We start from the raw sequence: 18,058 nt of genomic DNA on the forward strand, positions 1-18,058 counted from the left end.
CCTATCTTGGACAAGAGAGTAGCGCATGCTACTTAACTTGTAACATGCGCTCTAAGGATAATCTGGCTTTGTCGGCAACGACGGGTGGTACGTAAATTTGCGGCTGCATCGTTTCCAGGCATTTCACCAGTTTTTTCAGGTTATTCACTTTCATATTCGGACACACCAGGAATTTCGTGGCGAAGTGGAACGTTTTGTCCGGGCTGTCTTTACGCAGCTGATATCCCGTTCCATCCTCCGTGCCGACGATAAACTCCTTGGCGGAGGAATTTTTACAGTAATCCAGGATCGCCGTAGTGCTGCCTACGAAATCGCCCATCGCTACCACTTCCGGACGGCACTCCGGATGCACAACGAACTCGGCGTTGGGATATTTCGCTTTCATCTCAACGACGTCCTTCACCGTCAGCATATCATGCGTGTTGCAGTAGCCTTCCCAAATGATCAGCTTCTTGTCGGTATGCTGCTGTACGTAATGGCCTAGGTTTTTGTCCGGCACCCAAATGATTTCGTCCGCATCCACGGAATTAATCACCTTCACCGCATTCGACGAGGTGCAGCAGATGTCCGTCTCCGCCTTGATTTCGGCCGAAGAGTTGATATAGGTGACCACTTTAGCATTGGGATGCTGCGCCTTCAGCTTGCGCAAACCGTCGACGTTCACCATGTCGGCCATCGGGCACCCTGCGCGTTCGTCCGGAATAAGCACCGTCTTGTTCGGCGCTAAAATCTTGGCGCTTTCGCCCATGAAATGTACGCCGCAGAACACGATCGTTTCCGCGTCGGTCGAAGCGGCCTTTTGGGCCAGCAAAAAAGAATCGCCCCGGAAGTCCGCGACCTCTTGAATCTCATCTCGCTGATAATAATGCGCCAGTATGATGGCGTTGCGTTCTTTCTTGAGCTGAACCAGCCTTTCCCGCAGTTCGCGGTTCATTTCAGCCTTACGCTCAAGCGCTAGAGCCTCCACTTGAATTCCTCCCCCATTAGCTCATGTATCGTCTATTGCTGCTTCCCCATCCTGGCTCTCTATCTCTTCGCGTCGTCCGGGTGTCCTGGTGCTCTGTATGACAATCCTGCGTGAAACGGCAAGAACGTATTAAATTTCACACGGTGTTTATCAACTAATTTACACAAGGTGAAAGGCACTGTCAATGCGCCGTCCGGGGGCGTATAGCTCCAATTGTCTTTGATTTTGCAGGAAAAATCAGGATTAGCGAGGGGATTCGCGTGTTCTTGAATATCTAAAATTTTTGGTACATCTTGTCCCACTGGACTCTAACGCTGATCCGAACTCTTATATCGTCGAAAAGGTAGCCGTAGTAATTCTAACGCTTGTCAGCACGCTTATCTGCCCCAGATCCCCTCAATTAAAGCGTAAACGCCGGAAATAAGCCTCCCCATAAGCGTTACAATTTTTCAACCCCCGTATTAGACCAAATAACGTCGTTGATAAGCGTTAGCGTCGTCATTCGTATTTCGCACTAAATAAAAAATCCGGGAAACATCAACGTTTCCCGGATTAGGTCTTTGCAAGTTTGGTTTATACGGTTGGCGTGCCGCCCCCGTTGTTTGGATCTTTGCCTTCATCAGTCGAATCGCCTTGACCCGGCGTATCGTTGACGGTGCCTTGCGGTGCGTCGACAACCGGATCATTCGTCCGATCGCTGGCTGTGCCGCCCGGAACATCATTGGGGATATCCCCTGTCGGAGCGGTCGGTGCCGGATCCTCGGATTTACCTTGGATACGGACGCGAACATCACCAACATTGTCGATGGTCGGCTCACCCGACTCCGAAGAGCCGTTGCCGCCCTCTTCGTCGCCGTCTTTCTTCAAGCCGTCCAGCGTGCCGGTTTCAATCAAAGACTTGATTTGATCCAGCTCCAATGTCTCCACTTCAAGCAACGTTTCCGCGATGAGGTGGACTTCCTTGGCATGCTCGGTCAGCAGCTGTTTACAACGTTCATACGATTCGCTGATGAACCGGTGCATTTCTTGATCGATCTCGTAAGCGATTTGATCGCTGTAATTCTGTTCGTGGCCGATATCGCGGCCCAGGAACACTTGGCCTTGCGAGGTACCGAACTGCATCGGTCCGAGCTTCTCGCTCATCCCGTATTCGATAATCATGCTGCGTACGATGTTGGTCGCTTGCTGGAAGTCGCTGTACGCGCCGGTCCCGATTTCGCCGATAAACAGCTCCTCGGATACGCGTCCGCCAAGCAAGCCGGTTACCCGGTCCAGCAGCTCGTTCTTCGTAGCCAACATGCGGTCTTCCTTCGGCAGCATGATCACATACCCGCCGGCACGACCGCGTGGAATAATCGTGACTTTGTGCACCATATCGGCATGCTCCAAGAAGTAACCGACAATGGTATGCCCTGCTTCGTGGTAGGCGACGATCCGTTTCTCGCGGTCACTGATCACGCGGCTGCGTTTCTCAGTCCCGACAATAACACGGTCGATCGCATCATCCACTTCCGGCATGGAGATATCTTTGCGGTTCCGACGTGCCGCGAGGAGGGCTGCTTCATTCAGCAAGTTCTCCAGATCGGCACCCGTGAAACCGGTCGTTCTCTTCGCGATAACGTCCAGCTTGACGTCCTTGGTGAGCGGCTTGTTACGCGCATGCACCCTCAATACCGCTTCGCGTCCCTTCACATCCGGACGATCCACCGTGATTTGACGGTCAAAACGTCCCGGACGCAGCAAGGCCGGGTCCAGAATATCCGCACGGTTCGTTGCCGCCACGATGATGATCCCTTCGTTGCCGCCGAAGCCGTCCATTTCTACGAGCAATTGGTTTAATGTTTGTTCGCGTTCATCATGCCCGCCGCCGAGTCCAGCGCCCCGCTGACGACCCACGGCATCGATTTCGTCGATGAAGATAATACATGGCGCATTCTTCTTCGCATTTTCGAACAAATCCCGGACGCGGGATGCCCCGACCCCAACGAACATTTCCACGAAGTCAGAACCGGAAATGCTGAAGAACGGAACTCCTGCTTCACCGGCAACCGCCCGAGCGAGTAAGGTTTTACCGGTACCCGGAGGGCCCACAAGCAATACGCCTTTCGGAATTCTCGCGCCAACGGCGGAGAATTTCCGCGGATCCTTCAGGAACTCAACGACTTCGACAAGCTCTTGCTTCTCTTCGTCGGCACCCGCAACATCTTCAAACGTGACCTTCTTCTTCTCTTCATTATAGAGGCGAGCCCGGCTCTTGCCGAAGTTCATCACTTTGCCGCCGCCACCCTGCGCCTGATTGAACAGGAAGAAGAACAGGATAAACATAATCGCAAGCGGAACGATCGAGGTCAGGAAGGTGAGCCAGATGCTTTCGCCCTGCATCTTCTTCCATTCCACGCTAAAATTGTTCTGATCGCTATAAGCGATGATCTCCTTTACAACGTTCTCGTCAAAAGGCACATATAGAGAGAATTTCTTCGTCTTGTCGTTCCCGACAGCTTCCTTATACTCACCGGTTACCAAATAAGCGTAACCGTCAAATTTAACGGTTAGATCAGCAACATTGTTATCCTTCAGTTCCTGACGTAAGTCCGAATACTTAGGGGTGACGGTTGCTTCTTGTCCGCCATTGAGGAATTGGACGATGCCCACCACGACTAAGAAAAGTATTAAATAAAAACCAGAATTCCGGATGAACCGATTCATCCCCTACCTCCTCTCAAGACCTTAAGTTATTTTACCATAGCCAATCTCGCCATTTCAAAATTCCGGCAAGGGTGGTCTTCGTCCATGCGGACGACGAAATCAACTGGTGTAAATCTCCGGCTTCAGTACTCCGATGAATGGGAGGTTACGGTATTTCTCGGCATAATCCAGTCCGTACCCAACAACGAATGCGTCCGGCAGAACGAACCCCGACAGATCCGCTTCCAGGTTCACCGTACGCCGCGCAGGCTTGTCGAACAACGTTACGATTTTTACGGATTTCACCTTACGCCGTTCCAACACATCAATCAAATAGCTCAGCGTCAGCCCGCTATCGATAATGTCTTCCACGATCAAGATATCGCGGCCTTCCACGGAGGTGTCCAAATCCTTGATGATCTTCACTTCCCCAGAGGAGCGAGTCCCCGCCCCATAACTGGAGACGGCCATGAAATCCAGCTCGATCGGCACGGTAATTTCCTTAACCAGGTCGGCCATGAAAATAAAAGCACCTTTCAAAATGCAAATCACGAGCGGATTGCGTCCTTCGTATTCCGCGCTGAGCTGTTTGCCCAGTTCAACAACCTTCTCCTGAATTTGTTCTCGCGTAATCAAAACTTCCTGGATATCGTTTAGCAAAATGAGTGAACCTCCTACGTTATACTATGAATGCCGGTCTTTCGCTAATCCTCAAGGTGCAAACGGATCTGAGCGCGGCGTCTGAACCATATATACGACGGAAGTCGTACGCGGGTTCACCGCGGCGACCGCGGAACGGCGAACGCCGGGAATCCACAGGATCCGGCCTGCGGCATCCGTTACGATCGGGATGCGGGAGCGGAGGGATGGAGGTATTTTCGCATCGATGAAAATATCTTTTACCTTTTTGCTGCCGTTTAATCCCAAAACTTTCATGGCATCTCCCGAAAGCCGGGAACGCACGGTAAGCGGATAAACCAGCTCATCCGCATCAAATATCGCTTCGTTATTGCCCTCTGCCTTCGCGAGAACGTCCTCCTTGCCGGCGCTAAGATGCGTTATCGTCATGTGTAAGCACTGGCCCGTGCCTTGGATCGGCACGTCCGCCGGAAATTGTTCCACCAAATATGTATAATGAGGAATCCGACTTTCCGCAGCCGGGGGGATCCAACGGATCCTGTCATACTCGCGTACGCACTTGACGCCGCCGCCGAGATCCAAGCTCCACGTCGTGGGCCGATCCTGAATCGTCCCTTGGCGAATGGCCTCAACCTTGACAAAATCGCGATCCTCCGTGCTTAAAGGCAGATAATTTAATATTAGTTTAATCAACCTCCGTTGTAAAGCGACATGTAAAGTCGTAAAAAGCGAAGCCGATAACGAGAGAATCCCGTTATCCGTCTGCACCACCTCGTCGTATACCTTCGAGGCCTCCCGCTGCAGATAGTCATCCTCCGCGGCACTCAGCTCTGCCAGCCGGTTTAACGACTCCGGCAACTGACCATTATATTGCCCCAAAAATGGCAGGACATCCAGCCTGATCGAATTTCGCGTCAACTCGGTATCCAGGTTGCTGCTGTCTTCTACGAAATCAATCCCGGACTCGCGGCACGCCTGGAGCAAATCCGTCTTGTATATACGGAGCAGGGGGCGGATAAGTTCCACATTTTTTTCTCGGCGTTTGGGCCTCATTCCGGATAATCCGGAAGGGCCGCTGCCCCGCAAGAGCCGCATCAGCACCGTCTCCGCCTGATCATCGGCATGATGAGCGAGCGCGATGGACGAGGCCCCGTAACGCTCCGCCACCTGGTTCAGGTATTCGTACCGCTTCTCCCGGGCCGCCAGCTCCAGGCTTTTTCCCGTTTCCTTCATATAGGTGCGCACATCGGCGTGACCCAGCTCGAAGGGGAGGCCCAGCCGCCCGGCCAGCTCCCGTACAAATTCCGCATCCCGATCAGCCTCAATCCCGCGCAAGCCGTGGTGAAGATGAGCGCAAACCAATTGCAGGCCCAGCCCCTCGTCCATGGCGATTTCCTTCATTATATGCAGCAGCGCCGTTGAATCGACCCCGCCTGACACCGCCACGACGATGACGTCGCCGGGGGACCATAAGCGCTCTTGCCGGCCAATCCGCCGGACCTGCTCCGTTAATCGGTGCAGGATCGTTTCCTTCATCAGGCATCCTCCCCCTTCCCTCAAAAATGAGCGAGCTTATTGGAGCCATATGAGTTAGTTCTTCCGCAACTCGCGTAAACGAAACGTAACGGACCATAATGACCCTATTGGCCCATTTCCCGGCGATTTCCCAACCTAACGGACTCCCGTGACCTTATATCGTTCTATCATGGGCCCGATTGCCACAATTATTCGAAATAAGGTCTCCTTAGTCCGTAAGAATCAGACGAAGGACCATTGCAAGCGAATAGCGTCTCTGGTGTCCGCTAGCACCGAATTGCGATTCGCAGCTAAAATCGAAAAGTTAAATAAAGCGCGCAAGCCAGCAATGTCAGTGATATTGCAAACGCCCCCACGATCCAACCTGGCGTAGCGGGCCGGGCTCGGCGTCGCGGAGCGAACCGGTCGGCCACCAGCTCCTTCCACAAACGGCAAGCCTCCGCCGTATCGCGGAACTCCCCGTTTAAGGCTCGCTTCAGCCAAGCCCGGTAGGGAGCGAGCGCCTCCTGCCCGTCGATGATCGCGATGAGATCGCCGCGGCTTCGCGTCTGCGGAAGCTGGGTGGCTGCCTTTTTCAACGGCCCCTCCGCAAGCAAATGAACGCAGACGACAGCAAAGGAGAACCAGTCGTAGGCCGGATCCGCCGTTCGGGTGCCGGCTCCCCAGAAGCCACGGTCGTACCACTCCGTGAACTGCTTAACGCTGCGCCCTTCGCCGGTCACCCCGCCGTAGTCGATCAATTCGACTTCGCCATAAGCGCCGGCCAGCACGTTCTCCGGCTTAAGGTCGCCAAATACCCAACCTGAGTTGTGCAGCCGTCCGAGCTGCTGCAGCAGTTGGAGACCCACCACGTCCAGCCAGCGCGGACCGCGCCGTGCCAAAAAGGCGCGCAAGGGCTCTCCCTGCACATAGCGCATAACGTAGAAAGGAATCTCCCTCCCCTGGAAAGTGAAATCGTCCACCTCCACCAGGTAATTGAGATCCCGTTCCGCCGCGCCCCGACGCCGCCCTTGACGCTGCAGCGCTTTCAGCACGTTGATCTCCGATTGGATATCCAGCGTATCGAAGCCCAGCTTCAGGGCGTATAATTTTCCGTTTTTCTCCCGTTTCACCAGGAATACGACGCCATTAGCCCCTTGCCCCAACAAACGCTGGATGATATACCGTCCGCCGTTCCAGCGTCCGGTAATCCGCGTTCCCTGCGGCAGGTTGATTTTAGACGACGTAGTCACCGAGGATTCCATCTTGTCCCTCCGTCTTCTCACGCCAAGACTTACCATGTTCATTCAGTGTACCATATCGCATAAAATCCATCACCTTTAAGAGCGCAGGTCCGGTTGGTGTTGCCCCTCTCATAACGAGGCGCTGGAAGATCGAGCGCGCAGACCCCAAATCGCTGGTCCAGTCTACGTCCAGAACGGCATCCTCTCCGCTGTGCGAGCCGGGAAAATGGAACACGGCCAGCTGGCTTTCCCCTTTTCTCGAGCCCAGGCTCAGCATCATGTCGCGAATCGCTTCCTCTACGGCCCGAAGCTTCGGCTTCATGCTGGCGCTGGCATCAATCAGGAGCGCCACCTGCAGCGGGCTGCTCTCGCTCAGCTCGTCAATCACCTCGACGACCTGGGAGCGCTGCTCCGGCGGCAAGTCCCCGACCGTCTGATCGCCCAGGATCTGCCGGATTTCTTTATGAACCGCCTGCTGAATCGTCTGGACGACTGTTTTTCGCGTCAGCATCTGCATCGTTTGCGCCAGGTTCTCCGTTCCCGCAATCCGGCTCATCCCGCCGCCGGCCTTGGCGATTTCGGAAATTTCCAGGCTGCCGAGCTCCCCGATCGTGCCGTAATCGACGATCCCCACCACGTTTACGGTGATCCCTTCCTGCCTCGCCAGCGCCGCCGCCATCACCGGACTTTCCCCGACATTCGAACAACCGTCCGTAATCAACATGATCTGTTTCATCCATTACCCGCCCTTCTAATAGATAGAGTTCAACATTCTCGTATCTATCATTTCCAGCGAGGTTCGAATTCAAACCAGTTGAGCGAAGAAAGACCCGGCCCCCAATCACTTCCTCATAAAAAAGAAAGGAACCTAAGACAAGCGTCTTAAGTTCGATAGAATCAAGAATTAATCCGCATATTTATGCTCGATGCACAGCTCGAGAAACTCCGCATCCGGGTCTTCCTTATCCATCCGGAGTTCCCAATAGTCCGGAGCTAGGATTCTTAGGTGTTGATAGTCTTCCCGATGAAGCCTCACACCGGAAAAACGGTTGTTGTCAAAAACATAATCCTGCCCGGCTCGCAACCCGAATCGGATCTCCAGCAAGCTCCGCAGACCGCCCACAGTCATAAACTTAAACCCGTAGCCTTCCACTAGAGCTTGCTTTACCTCATCCAAATGCTCCTGGAGGTATTCCACAAATCCATCCCACTGCAGTTCTGAATCAATCCGCTGCTGCAATTCCGCGGCATCCTTGCGCTCCAGCAGCGCCACAGCCTCCACGCCTTGGATGCCCTTCGCCCGGATCCGCTCCAATCGAAGCGCATAGAGCTGCGGCAAGCTCGCTATTCGTGCTGTCATCGCATGACCTCCCTACCTATATAACTAACTTTCATTTTAGTCTATATCAAGCTATACCAAATGACACGCCACAAAATGCCCTCCGCCCACATCGCGGAATTCAGGGACCCGTTCCTTGCATTCCGCCGTAGCAAACGGACATCTCGTATGAAACTTGCAACCGGACGGGGGATTAGCCGGGCTTGGGATATCGCCCTTCAGAATGATCCGTTCCCGCTTCAAGCGTGGGATCGGCAACGGCACTGCGGACAGCAGCGCCTTCGTATAGGGATGCAAGGGATGAAGGAACAACTCGTCCCGCGAGGCCATTTCGACCATCCCGCCCAAATACATAACCCCCACCTGCGTGCAAAGATGCTCGACCACGCTCAGATCATGCGAGATAAACAGATAGGTTAACCCGCGGGTCTCCTGCAGTTTACGGAACAGGTTGATGATCTGCGCTTGAATGGAGACATCCAACGCGGATACCGGTTCATCGGCTATCATCAGCTCAGGGTTCAGAATCAGCGCGCGAGCGATCCCGATCCGTTGGCGCTGCCCGCCGGAGAACTCATGCGGATAACGATCGATATGATAGGAGGACAGCCCGCATGAGGCCAGCACCTCCAGCACCCGGTCACGAATCTCCCCCTTCGGCAGCAACCCGTGATCAAGCAAGGCTTCGCCAATCGCATCGCCAACCCGAATTCGGGGATTCAAGGAACCGTACGGGTCCTGAAAAATCATTTGCAGCTTGGGTCGCAGCCGACGCAGTTCTTCTTCCGGCAACGCGTAAAGGTCGGTGCCTTTAAACAGAATGTCGCCGTCCGTTTTCTCCGTCAGACGAACGATACTGCGGCCGACCGTACTCTTGCCGCTGCCCGATTCCCCAACCAAACCAAAGGTTTCTCCGGGCTGGATCGTGAGGCTGATGTCGTCCACCGCCTTCACCTGTCCGGTTGTCCGCTGTAAGAGCCCTGTCTTCACCGGAAAATACTTCTTCAAATGCCGTACCGTCAGCAGCGGCTCACCCATGGCGTTTCTCCTCCTCATACAACCAGCAGGCTGCTTTCTGGCCGCCTCCAACCGATTTCAAAGCCGGCTCCTGCGTCCGGCAAATGTCCATACAGTGTGCACAGCGGTCCTGAAAATAGCACGAAGGCCGCAAGTCCAGCAGGTTGGGCACTTGGCCCGGAATGGAGAACAGTTCATCCTGACGCTGGCCCAGTACCGGTTTCGATCTCAGCAATCCTTGCGTGTAAGGGTGTTTCGGCGATTCAAACAGCGCGGTCACTTCGCCTTCCTCTACAACTTTGCCGGCGTACATCACCACGACATAATCGGCCATTTCGGCTACGACGCCAAGATCGTGGGTGATCAGCAGAATCGACATATCCGATTCCGCTTTAATTTGCCGCAGCATATCGAGAATTTGCGCTTGAATCGTTACGTCGAGCGCTGTCGTCGGCTCGTCCGCGATCAGCAGCTTCGGCTGGCAAGAGATCGCAATGGCGATCATGATCCGCTGCAGCATCCCGCCGCTTAGCTCATGCGGATAACTCTTCAGGATCTGCTCCGGCCGCGAGATTCCAACCTGCTCGATCAATTCAACCGCGCGCTTGCGAGCCTCCTTCTTGTTCAGCTTCAAGTGCAGCACCATCGGCTCGATCAACTGCTCTCCGATCGTCAGCACCGGGTTAAGTGAAGACATCGGCTCCTGAAAAATCATCGCGATCTCGTGGCCGCGAATGGCGCGAAGATGATGTTTATCTAGGGATATCAATTCGGTATCCCCAAATTGGATTCGCCCGCCGATCTCTACCCCGGGCCCGCTTTGCAGCAACCCCATGATCGACATCGCCGTCACGCTTTTGCCGCAGCCCGACTCTCCAACGATACAAACGGTTTCCCCCGGTTTGATCCGCAGGCTCACTTGGTCAACCGCTTTGATCCGTCCCTCTTCCGTATTAAAATGCGTGCTCAGCCGGTCTATCTCCAGCAAAGTCGACATCGTTTCATCACCTACCTGTTCATTTTGGGGTCCAGCACGTCGCGCAGACCATCGCCAAACAAATTAATGGCGATGACGGTGGCAAAAATGGACAATCCCGGCGGAATCCAAAGCCAAGGGTGCGACTGAAAATCGATCATGTTGTTGGCGGCGTCGATCATATTCCCCCAGGTCGGTGTCGGCGGCATGACGCCTAGGCCAAAGAAGCTGAGCACCGACTCGCTTAATATCGCCCCGCCGATATTCAGCGTAGCCATGACGATAATTAACGGCACGAGATTCGGCAGCAGGTGATGGACCAGCTTGCGCCGGTCGCGTAATCCCAACACTACGGCCGCCTGCATAAATTCGCGCTCCCGCAGGCTCAGCATCTGCCCGCGAATCATCCGCGCCAGACCCGGCCAGTTGACCAAGCTAAGCATGAGCATCACGATGTACATCCGGTAGTCGGTGGGCACCTTCCACTCCGATAACAGCGCGCCGGAGATAAACAGCAGCGGCAGGCCGGGGATCGTGAGCAGCAAATCGGCAATCCGCATGATGATTTGGTCCACGACCCCGCGGTAATACCCGGCGATCGCGCCGAGCAACGTGCCCAAGAAGACGGACAACACCATCGAAGCCAAGCCGACGGTCAGCGAAATGCGGCCCGCTTGCAGCACCCGGGTTAAGACGTCCCGGCCCAGCTTGTCGGTCCCTAGCCAATGCTGCCAGCTCGGCGGCTTGTTCATCAGCGACATTTGGATTTTGTTATCCGTATACGGCGAGAATAACGGCCCCAAGAAGCAGGCCAGAAACATAAAAACAACGACAATAAATCCCGACACGGCGAGTTTATTGCGAAGCAGCCGGCGCAATGACTGCCGCCAAAGCGAAGGCTTCTTAGGTGCGGCGCTAGGAACGGCCGCTTGGCCCGGCTGTGACAGATTCCCTGGAATCGAACTCATCGTTAGCTGCCCCCCTATTGCAACCGGACGCGCGGGTCGGCAATTTGGTACAGCAAATCCGACAACAGCGTTCCAATCACAGTCAAGATCGCAATCAGCATCGTAAATCCCATCAGCAACGGATAATCCCGGACGGAAAAGGAAGACATATACAGCTGCCCAATCCCCGGCCAGTTAAAGATCTTCTCAATGATCAACGAACCGCCAAACAAAGCGGGCAGCTCAAAGCCCACCAGTGTGATCGCCGGAAGCAGCGCGTTACGCAGCGCATGGCGGTACAGCACCTTGCTCTCCTTCAGCCCTTTGGCGCGAGCCGTTCGGATATAATCCTGCTTAATCACGTCGATCATGTTCGTCCGGAAATAACGAGTCAACGAACCCACGCCCAGAATCGTCATTACGATCACCGGCAGGGTCATATGGTGAATGACCTCCTTGACGTAGGCCATCCCGGTGGCGTTGCTCCCCGTCGTAATCATCCCGCCCGGCGGCAGCCATTTGAAATCGACGGCTAGGATCTTGATTAAGAATAAGCCGATAAAAAAGGACGGCAGTGACATAGCGGCAAAGATCAACACCAGCACCAGCGTGTCGAACCAGGAATACTGCTTATACGCGGAGATGACGCCGATGACCACCGCAATAAACCAGGTGAGGAACGTAGATACCGCCGCAAGCAGGAACGAATTCCAAATATAATCGTTAAACAACGCCAACACCGGCTTTTGCTGGGCTAAGGAATAACCGAAGTCCCCGTGGAAAGCATTTTTCATCCAAATGGCGTACCGTTCCAGCACCGGCTTGTTTAAACCGTAGATCTCCCGCAGCTCGGCCTTGCGCTCCGGCGTCAGCTTGATGTTCCCGCTGATAAAGTCGCCGGGGGTTAACGCGTACAGGCAAAAGATCAACAGCGATGCCGCCAGAAGGATCGCCGCCATATAAATCAATCGTTTGGTGATATATGCGCTCATTTCGTCGCACTCCTTAGACAAGCCATCCCCCCGCATGCAAGCATGCGAGGGGAGCGGCTGATTTTTCGAAGATAGGGGGGTGCTCCAGTTTACTCCAGCGTCCAGTTCGGCAAGCTGGAGGACAGGCCGGTAAACGGACTGACGGACAGGTTTTGGATGCGGCCATTATAGGCATATACGGTCTTCTTATAGCTCGTGAAGATAATCGGCAACTCGTCGTTCAGCAGTTGGAACAGCTCCTTATACGTTGCCTTACGCTGTTCGATGTCGCTGGTGCTTAACGCTTTATCGTACAGTTCTTTGACCTTCGGATTGTCGTAGCCCTTGATCTCCCCGTCGACAAACTGCAGTACGCCGTCGGAAGGATCGGCTAACATCGGCGTAGAGAAAGACGCCATATCGTAGTCGCCGCCTTCTACCTTAGAGACCAACGCGTTGAAGTCCGCAAACACCTCCGGTTGGAAATCGACGCCGATTGCAGCGAAGCCTTCAGTAGCAACCGCGATAAAGACATCGGTCTGAGCGCTCTTGGAACCGAGGAAATGGAGGGTCAACTTCTTGCCGTCTTTTTCACGGATGCCGTTTGCCCCTTTGGCCCACCCGGCTTCATCCAGCAGTTGGTTTGCTTTGTCCGCATCGTAGGCATATTTGTTGATTCCCTCTTCCGTGTAGGCCCAGGAGATTGGCGAAGCCGGTATGTTGGCGACTTCCCCGGCGCCCTGGTTGGCATCCACGTAGATGCTTTGACGGTCCAGACCATACGTCAACGCCTGTCTCACTTTCTTATCCTTCAAGGCCTCATGCTCCAAATTCAATTGCAAGTATCCATACGTACTTGGCGTATAAGGCAAGATATTAACGAAGCCCATACTCTTTAATTTATCGAGGTTCTCCGTCGTGGCGCTGAAAGAAGCGTAGTCCACTTCGCCCGTCTCCAGGTACTGCCAGGTGTCCCCTTCGGAGGTTTTATAGATAAATTTCTCGGTTTTCGGCTTGCCTGCATAGTAGTAAGGGTTGGCGATATAACGGACCTCCTGCCCCGGAATGAACTTCTCCAGGATGTACGGACCGTTGCCGACCGGCTTCTCGTGCAACTTCTTGATGTAATCGATCTGTCCGAACTTATAGTCCTTGCCGTAGTAAGCTTTGGACAACACGTCGCTGCCAAGCAGCACCAGCGCCGTCGCGTTTGGTTGCTCCAGCGTTACCGACACGGTCTGCGCATCCTGGACGGTAATCCCGGAGATGCTATCGGCTTTGCCCTCCTTATAGGCTTCGCCGCCCACGATATGTAGCGTTGGAATTTGTGAATCCCCGTCATAGGCTTTGTCGTGGAGAAGCGTCCAAGTAAAAGCCACGTCGTCCGCAGTCAACGGCGAGCCATCGCTGAACTTCAAGTCCTTGCGGAGATGATACGTATACGTCAGCTGATCCTCGGACACGTCCCAGCTCTCGGCGAGGCCCGGTGCTGGTAGCCCTTGGTCATCCACCGTCACCAGCGGGGTATACAGCAGCGACGAAACATTGCCGTCATAACCGCTTTGCTGGAAATACGGTGTAAACGCGCCGCTGGGGTCGGTTAAGCCAACGATAATCGTATCGGTGCGTCCTTTGGCTACCGCCGGCAATTTAGATAGATCGCTAGCCGGGATAAACTGCAGCGTGCTCCCTGCATCCGCCCCCGTGTTGTCCGTACCCGCTTCGCTCGAGTTGTTCCCGGACTGGGCCGATGCCGATTCCGCTCCCTGCGCGGTCGTGTTGCCTCCGTTCCCCCCGCAGGCGGCCAAGACCAAAGCCCCGGATAATAATAAAGTCAGCAGTGCGGTGATACGATTTCTCTTCATTTGCATGATTCTCTCCCTCCGTGTTGCCTTTTTTTAGGCGAAAACTTACAATAGACGTTAATTCCGATAAGTTAAGTCGTCTTTTAATGCTCCTATTATACGAGAGGGCATTAGTTCTGTAAATAGAGAACTTGATAATATTTCTTTATTCGGAGAAATGAATAATCATGCCAAAATAAAAACGACCCCGCCGCCGTTCACACGGTGCGGAATCGTTTTGGCCGCCATTTCTGGCGTTGTTTTAGTTGACGATATAATCCACCAGTTTCCGATGCATCACGTCTAGCATCTCCGGGCGCAAGCTGTATTCGGATACCGCCTCCCCATCGAAATGGGCCCGAATAAAGCCGCCGCTGCGCAGCTTGGACACATGGTCGTGCGTAATCCCCTTGGACAGCTTCAAATGACGTACGATTTCCGTAAACGTTCGGGGGCCGCCACTCAAATAACGCAAAATTTTCAGCCGGCTCTGCTCGGCCAGCGCCCGAATCATTCGATATTCATGAGGAGGAAACCCCGTTTCGTCTCCCAAATAAATTCGTGCCGAGTAGTGGCACAACGTGATTTTGCCAAAATGATAAATGACATTCATCGGTTGAAAATGGTATTGCGGAACGAGGACCAACTGCTCTAACCCTTGCTTCGGCAGAAACGTCAAGCCGTTGGTCGTCCGTTCGATAAACGCCGATGTCTCAGCCTCGTTAGTCAGTTCCATCGTCCGCGCCTGTGCCTCGGAACGCAAAGCGCCGATCACCTCCGGCTCCAGCTTACGGAAATATTGCTCATGCCAGCCGGATAACACCGTCAAGGTCCGGGAGCGGAATTGCCCCATGTCCTTCGGAAACTGCTGGCTGTACTCCGCGATCAGCTCGTACAGATCTCCCGGCGTCTTCGCCTCCAGCCAAGCAAGGAACCCCTCGGGCGACGTCCCGTTCGGGCACAAGTAGGCAAGCAAATACGTCGTTTTCCAATCGCCGTCCACTTCCAGGTCGCCGAGAAGGGAGCCGAAATCCGGCGTGATCCGCTTTAAGGTATCCTTGACCCATGCCGGGGTCAGGTCGATCTTCTTATGCGATTTGCGGCAAATCATCGTATGTAGACTGCTGAGCAGCTCGTACCGAGGTTCAAATGCAACATCCACGCGGTAATCCAAAATCTCACGCCCCTTTCTCCCCCCTATTATAACGTGCTCCCCCCCGGTTCAGGCAAAACAAGATTTTTGTGCAAAAAAAAAGAACCTGAGGTTCTCACCTCAAGCTCTCTTCTAGCTCACCGTTCGCGGCCGCTCCAGCCGGCTGATGCCGGGGATATGCAGCGTGGACCACTCGGGCCGCAGATGGTCAACGTTGGCGACGACAACGGTCATATCGTCGTGGATGACGTTCTTCTGGTATCGGATAACGGACTCCAGCAGGCAATCGGCGATCTCCTGCGGTTCCTCGGATTGGATCTCCTGGATCAGCCGCTTGATCCACAGCTCCTTGTTGACCGCCGGTCCCGGCGCATCGTAAATGCCGTCGGTCATCATAATCAGCGTATCGCCCGGATACAGCTGGACCGAGACCAGGTCCACTTCGATATCCTGAATGATACCGATCGGCAGATTGCTGGCTGTGACCGGGATGACCTCCTGGCCTCGCTTGATGAAGCTTGGCGATGAACCGATCTTCATAAACGTCGTCCGCGCCGTATACTGATCGATCAGAGCCATGTCGACTGTCGCGTACACCTCGTCCGGCGAGCGCAGCATCAGAATCGAGTTCACCGATTTGATCGCGAGCGTCTCCTCCATGCCGGACTGCAGCAGCTGCTCGAGGATGTTCAGCGCCGTACTGCTCTCCAGCCGCGCCCGCTCCCCGTTGCCCATGCCATCGCTGATCGCTACGGCATACGTGCCGTTGCCAAGCTCTTTGGCGCTGAAGCTGTCGCCCGAGAGCATGTCCCCGCCTTTGGCGGTGCCGGCGACCCCCGTCGTGATCTCGAAGGCTTTGGCCGAGCCGAAGGTCACCGTCGACAGGCCTTCTTTGCCGCCATGCAGCGTTTCGCTCATCACGGCGATATGCTCGCCTAAGATATCCGACAGCAGCGGCGCGATAATCTTCCGACATTCATCGAAACCGCGGGTGTATGCATGGACGATCTCGATCTCCACGTTGCCGTGGTCTAAACTCACGATATCGATACTGTGAATGGAAAGGCCCATTTTTTCCAGCGCTTCGCGAATTTGTTCCTCCTGCTTGTACATGGCTTGTCCTTCGCGCTGGATCTCCCGGGCCAGGTCCTCCATGACCTGTGAGACGCCCGAGAGCTGTTCGGCCACCAGTTGGCGGCTGTCGTAAATTTGCCTTTTCCAATGCAGATCGTGCTGATACAGATCGTATTCATGCTTCATGATATCCAACACCTGGTCTGTCTTCGCGCACAGCTTGCCCCATCGAGCCGGCAGCTCGGCCACGGTGACCTCCGGCTTCTCTTCGATCGCCGTCATCATTTCCGTCATCAGCTTGTACGTTTGATAGAATCGCCCGTCCCAGCACGTATTCTTGCGGAAACAGGTGGCACATGCCCCCTCGGTCACCGCGTTCATGAAGTGGTCGATCTCCTCGCCGCGTTTAGCGATTTCCCCAGTGCTCGACACTTGCCCGAAGCTGCGCGCCAGCTGCTTGAAGACTTGGGAGAACTGCGCCACCCGACCGGCCGTAATATCGCGTACCCGTTTGGCGTATTCATGCTGCGTTTTGGCATGCTCCTGCGTGCCGGGTACGTATTTGGCAATGACTTGGACCGTTTTTTTGGGGGTCAACAGAAAGAGCAGAACTGCAGCGCAGCTCTCCCAAGTGGAGGACATCACGTCCGCCGGACCGGCCACGTAGATCGACAGAATGGATGAACCGAGCAGCATGCCGAAACCCACGGCCCATTTGCGCCCTTCCCGCAGCATACCGGCCAGCATCCCGGAGAACGCCAGCAAGCTCATTTGGTACAGAGCTGACGTGTCCGCTAAGCTTAGGATTAGGCCGGTAATCACGCCAACCGATGCGCCTAAGGGCGCTCCGCCCGCCAAAGCGAACAGTAGAATCAAATATCTCGACAGCACGTGTTCGGCCGATAACCCTTGAATCTCCCACCCGACCGTACCGGTCATGACCGAGGCCAGCAGGATGACGAGACATAAAATTTCCTCGCCGCGCAGTTGGTAATGCTTCTTCCGGTACGTAAACACCGGGACCGCCTGAATGAAGACCAACGTCAGGACGAAGCTCAGCAACGCGTCCATCACGGTCATCGCCAGTGCGTACCAGGTCAGCGAGGGGCCAATCACCGCCCCAAACATTCCAACGAAAAACGTGCTCGTAAACACCATGATCGGAGCATAGGAGAGATCCGCCCGTTCAAACGTCTCCAGCCCCTTTTGCAGCAGATAGAAAATCAGCAGCTCCACGGCGATTTCCACGGCATGGAAATGCGCCTCTGGCGTCAGCAGCGCCCCTCCCACCATCGCGGCCCCCGCAATCCAGGCGATATCTCGCCGCATAAACAGGATCACCGCGAAGAAGGCCACGGCAAAAGGAGCCAGCTCGTCCAATATCGTTGCACGGCCCAGCAGGAAGCTCATCGCGAGGAGCAACCCGTTCCACTTGTTGACCGCGAATAGCCGCCCGGCCCGCCGGATGACCGGCTGGTCCAGCAACATGCTCCGCCATGATCCCTTGTCCCATGCCTTCGCCTTTCTCATCCCCGGAAACAGGGTGACATTCCACTTGTTCAACATCCTGGCACCGCCTTTTCCAAATTAGTAAGGTATGTCCCATTATAGGAGGCTAGAACCGGAAAGTTTGTCAGATACCGGAGCCGAGGCCAAAGAAATTTCCGACAAATTGAGTGGGGACGCC

At 54.7% G+C, this 18,058-nt stretch carries 14 protein-coding genes; all 14 read right to left on the reverse strand.

The window, feature by feature from the left end:
* Positions 1 to 28: 28 nt before the first annotated feature.
* The 14 genes from nadA to spoIIE all read right to left on the reverse strand — a co-directional run bounded on the left by nadA (position 29) and on the right by spoIIE (position 17,937).
* The gene (nadA, locus tag BN3277_RS00475; RefSeq protein ID WP_059040368.1) at positions 29 to 967 is read right to left on the reverse strand and encodes a quinolinate synthase NadA; all 939 of its coding nucleotides are present in this window, start codon (positions 965 to 967) and stop codon (positions 29 to 31) included.
* A gap of 573 nt (positions 968 to 1,540) precedes the next feature.
* Positions 1,541 to 3,673 (reverse strand): ATP-dependent zinc metalloprotease FtsH, encoded by a 2,133-nt coding sequence (gene ftsH, locus BN3277_RS00480; RefSeq protein WP_059040369.1) that lies wholly within the window; start codon positions 3,671 to 3,673, stop codon positions 1,541 to 1,543.
* A gap of 99 nt (positions 3,674 to 3,772) precedes the next feature.
* The gene (hpt, locus tag BN3277_RS00485) at positions 3,773 to 4,312 is read right to left on the reverse strand and encodes a hypoxanthine phosphoribosyltransferase (protein ID WP_059040370.1); all 540 of its coding nucleotides are present in this window, start codon (positions 4,310 to 4,312) and stop codon (positions 3,773 to 3,775) included.
* Positions 4,313 to 4,363: 51 nt separating this feature from the next.
* Positions 4,364 to 5,827, reverse strand: coding sequence for a tRNA lysidine(34) synthetase TilS (gene tilS / locus BN3277_RS00490; protein ID WP_059040371.1), 1,464 nt, complete (start codon positions 5,825 to 5,827; stop codon positions 4,364 to 4,366).
* Positions 5,828 to 6,117: 290 nt separating this feature from the next.
* A complete protein-coding gene (locus BN3277_RS00495; RefSeq protein WP_082691246.1) occupies positions 6,118 to 7,071 on the reverse strand; it encodes a protein kinase domain-containing protein in 954 nt (317 codons plus the stop codon).
* Complete coding sequence (locus BN3277_RS00500) at positions 7,043 to 7,786, reverse strand: VWA domain-containing protein (protein ID WP_059040372.1); 744 nt, start codon at positions 7,784 to 7,786, stop codon at positions 7,043 to 7,045. The genes BN3277_RS00495 and BN3277_RS00500 overlap by 29 nt, the downstream gene beginning before the upstream one ends.
* A gap of 168 nt (positions 7,787 to 7,954) precedes the next feature.
* Positions 7,955 to 8,410 carry a hypothetical protein gene (locus tag BN3277_RS00505; RefSeq protein WP_059040373.1) on the reverse strand — a complete coding sequence of 152 codons (456 nt, stop codon included), beginning with the start codon at positions 8,408 to 8,410 and terminating at the stop codon, positions 7,955 to 7,957.
* 51 nt (positions 8,411 to 8,461) lie between these two features.
* On the reverse strand, positions 8,462 to 9,427 hold the full coding sequence (locus BN3277_RS00510; protein ID WP_059040374.1) for an ABC transporter ATP-binding protein: 966 nt from the start codon (positions 9,425 to 9,427) through the stop codon (positions 8,462 to 8,464).
* Positions 9,420 to 10,403 (reverse strand): ABC transporter ATP-binding protein, encoded by a 984-nt coding sequence (locus tag BN3277_RS00515; protein ID WP_059040375.1) that lies wholly within the window; start codon positions 10,401 to 10,403, stop codon positions 9,420 to 9,422. The genes BN3277_RS00510 and BN3277_RS00515 overlap by 8 nt, the downstream gene beginning before the upstream one ends.
* A gap of 11 nt (positions 10,404 to 10,414) precedes the next feature.
* Positions 10,415 to 11,350, reverse strand: a complete 936-nt coding sequence (gene opp4C, locus BN3277_RS00520) for an oligopeptide ABC transporter permease (protein WP_059040376.1) — start codon at positions 11,348 to 11,350, stop codon at positions 10,415 to 10,417.
* A gap of 14 nt (positions 11,351 to 11,364) precedes the next feature.
* Positions 11,365 to 12,321 carry an ABC transporter permease gene (locus tag BN3277_RS00525; RefSeq protein ID WP_059040377.1) on the reverse strand — a complete coding sequence of 319 codons (957 nt, stop codon included), beginning with the start codon at positions 12,319 to 12,321 and terminating at the stop codon, positions 11,365 to 11,367.
* A gap of 89 nt (positions 12,322 to 12,410) precedes the next feature.
* Positions 12,411 to 14,165 (reverse strand): ABC transporter substrate-binding protein, encoded by a 1,755-nt coding sequence (locus tag BN3277_RS00530; protein ID WP_059040423.1) that lies wholly within the window; start codon positions 14,163 to 14,165, stop codon positions 12,411 to 12,413.
* Positions 14,166 to 14,406: 241 nt separating this feature from the next.
* A complete protein-coding gene (locus tag BN3277_RS00535) occupies positions 14,407 to 15,318 on the reverse strand; it encodes an ArsR/SmtB family transcription factor (RefSeq protein ID WP_059040378.1) in 912 nt (303 codons plus the stop codon).
* Between the two features lie 111 nt (positions 15,319 to 15,429).
* The gene (gene spoIIE, locus BN3277_RS00540; RefSeq protein WP_089153290.1) at positions 15,430 to 17,937 is read right to left on the reverse strand and encodes a stage II sporulation protein E; all 2,508 of its coding nucleotides are present in this window, start codon (positions 17,935 to 17,937) and stop codon (positions 15,430 to 15,432) included.
* Positions 17,938 to 18,058: the final 121 nt, after the last annotated feature.

It is taken from the genome of Paenibacillus rubinfantis, assembly GCF_001486505.1.
Classification (GTDB): Bacteria; Bacillota; Bacilli; order Paenibacillales; family Paenibacillaceae; genus Fontibacillus; species Fontibacillus rubinfantis.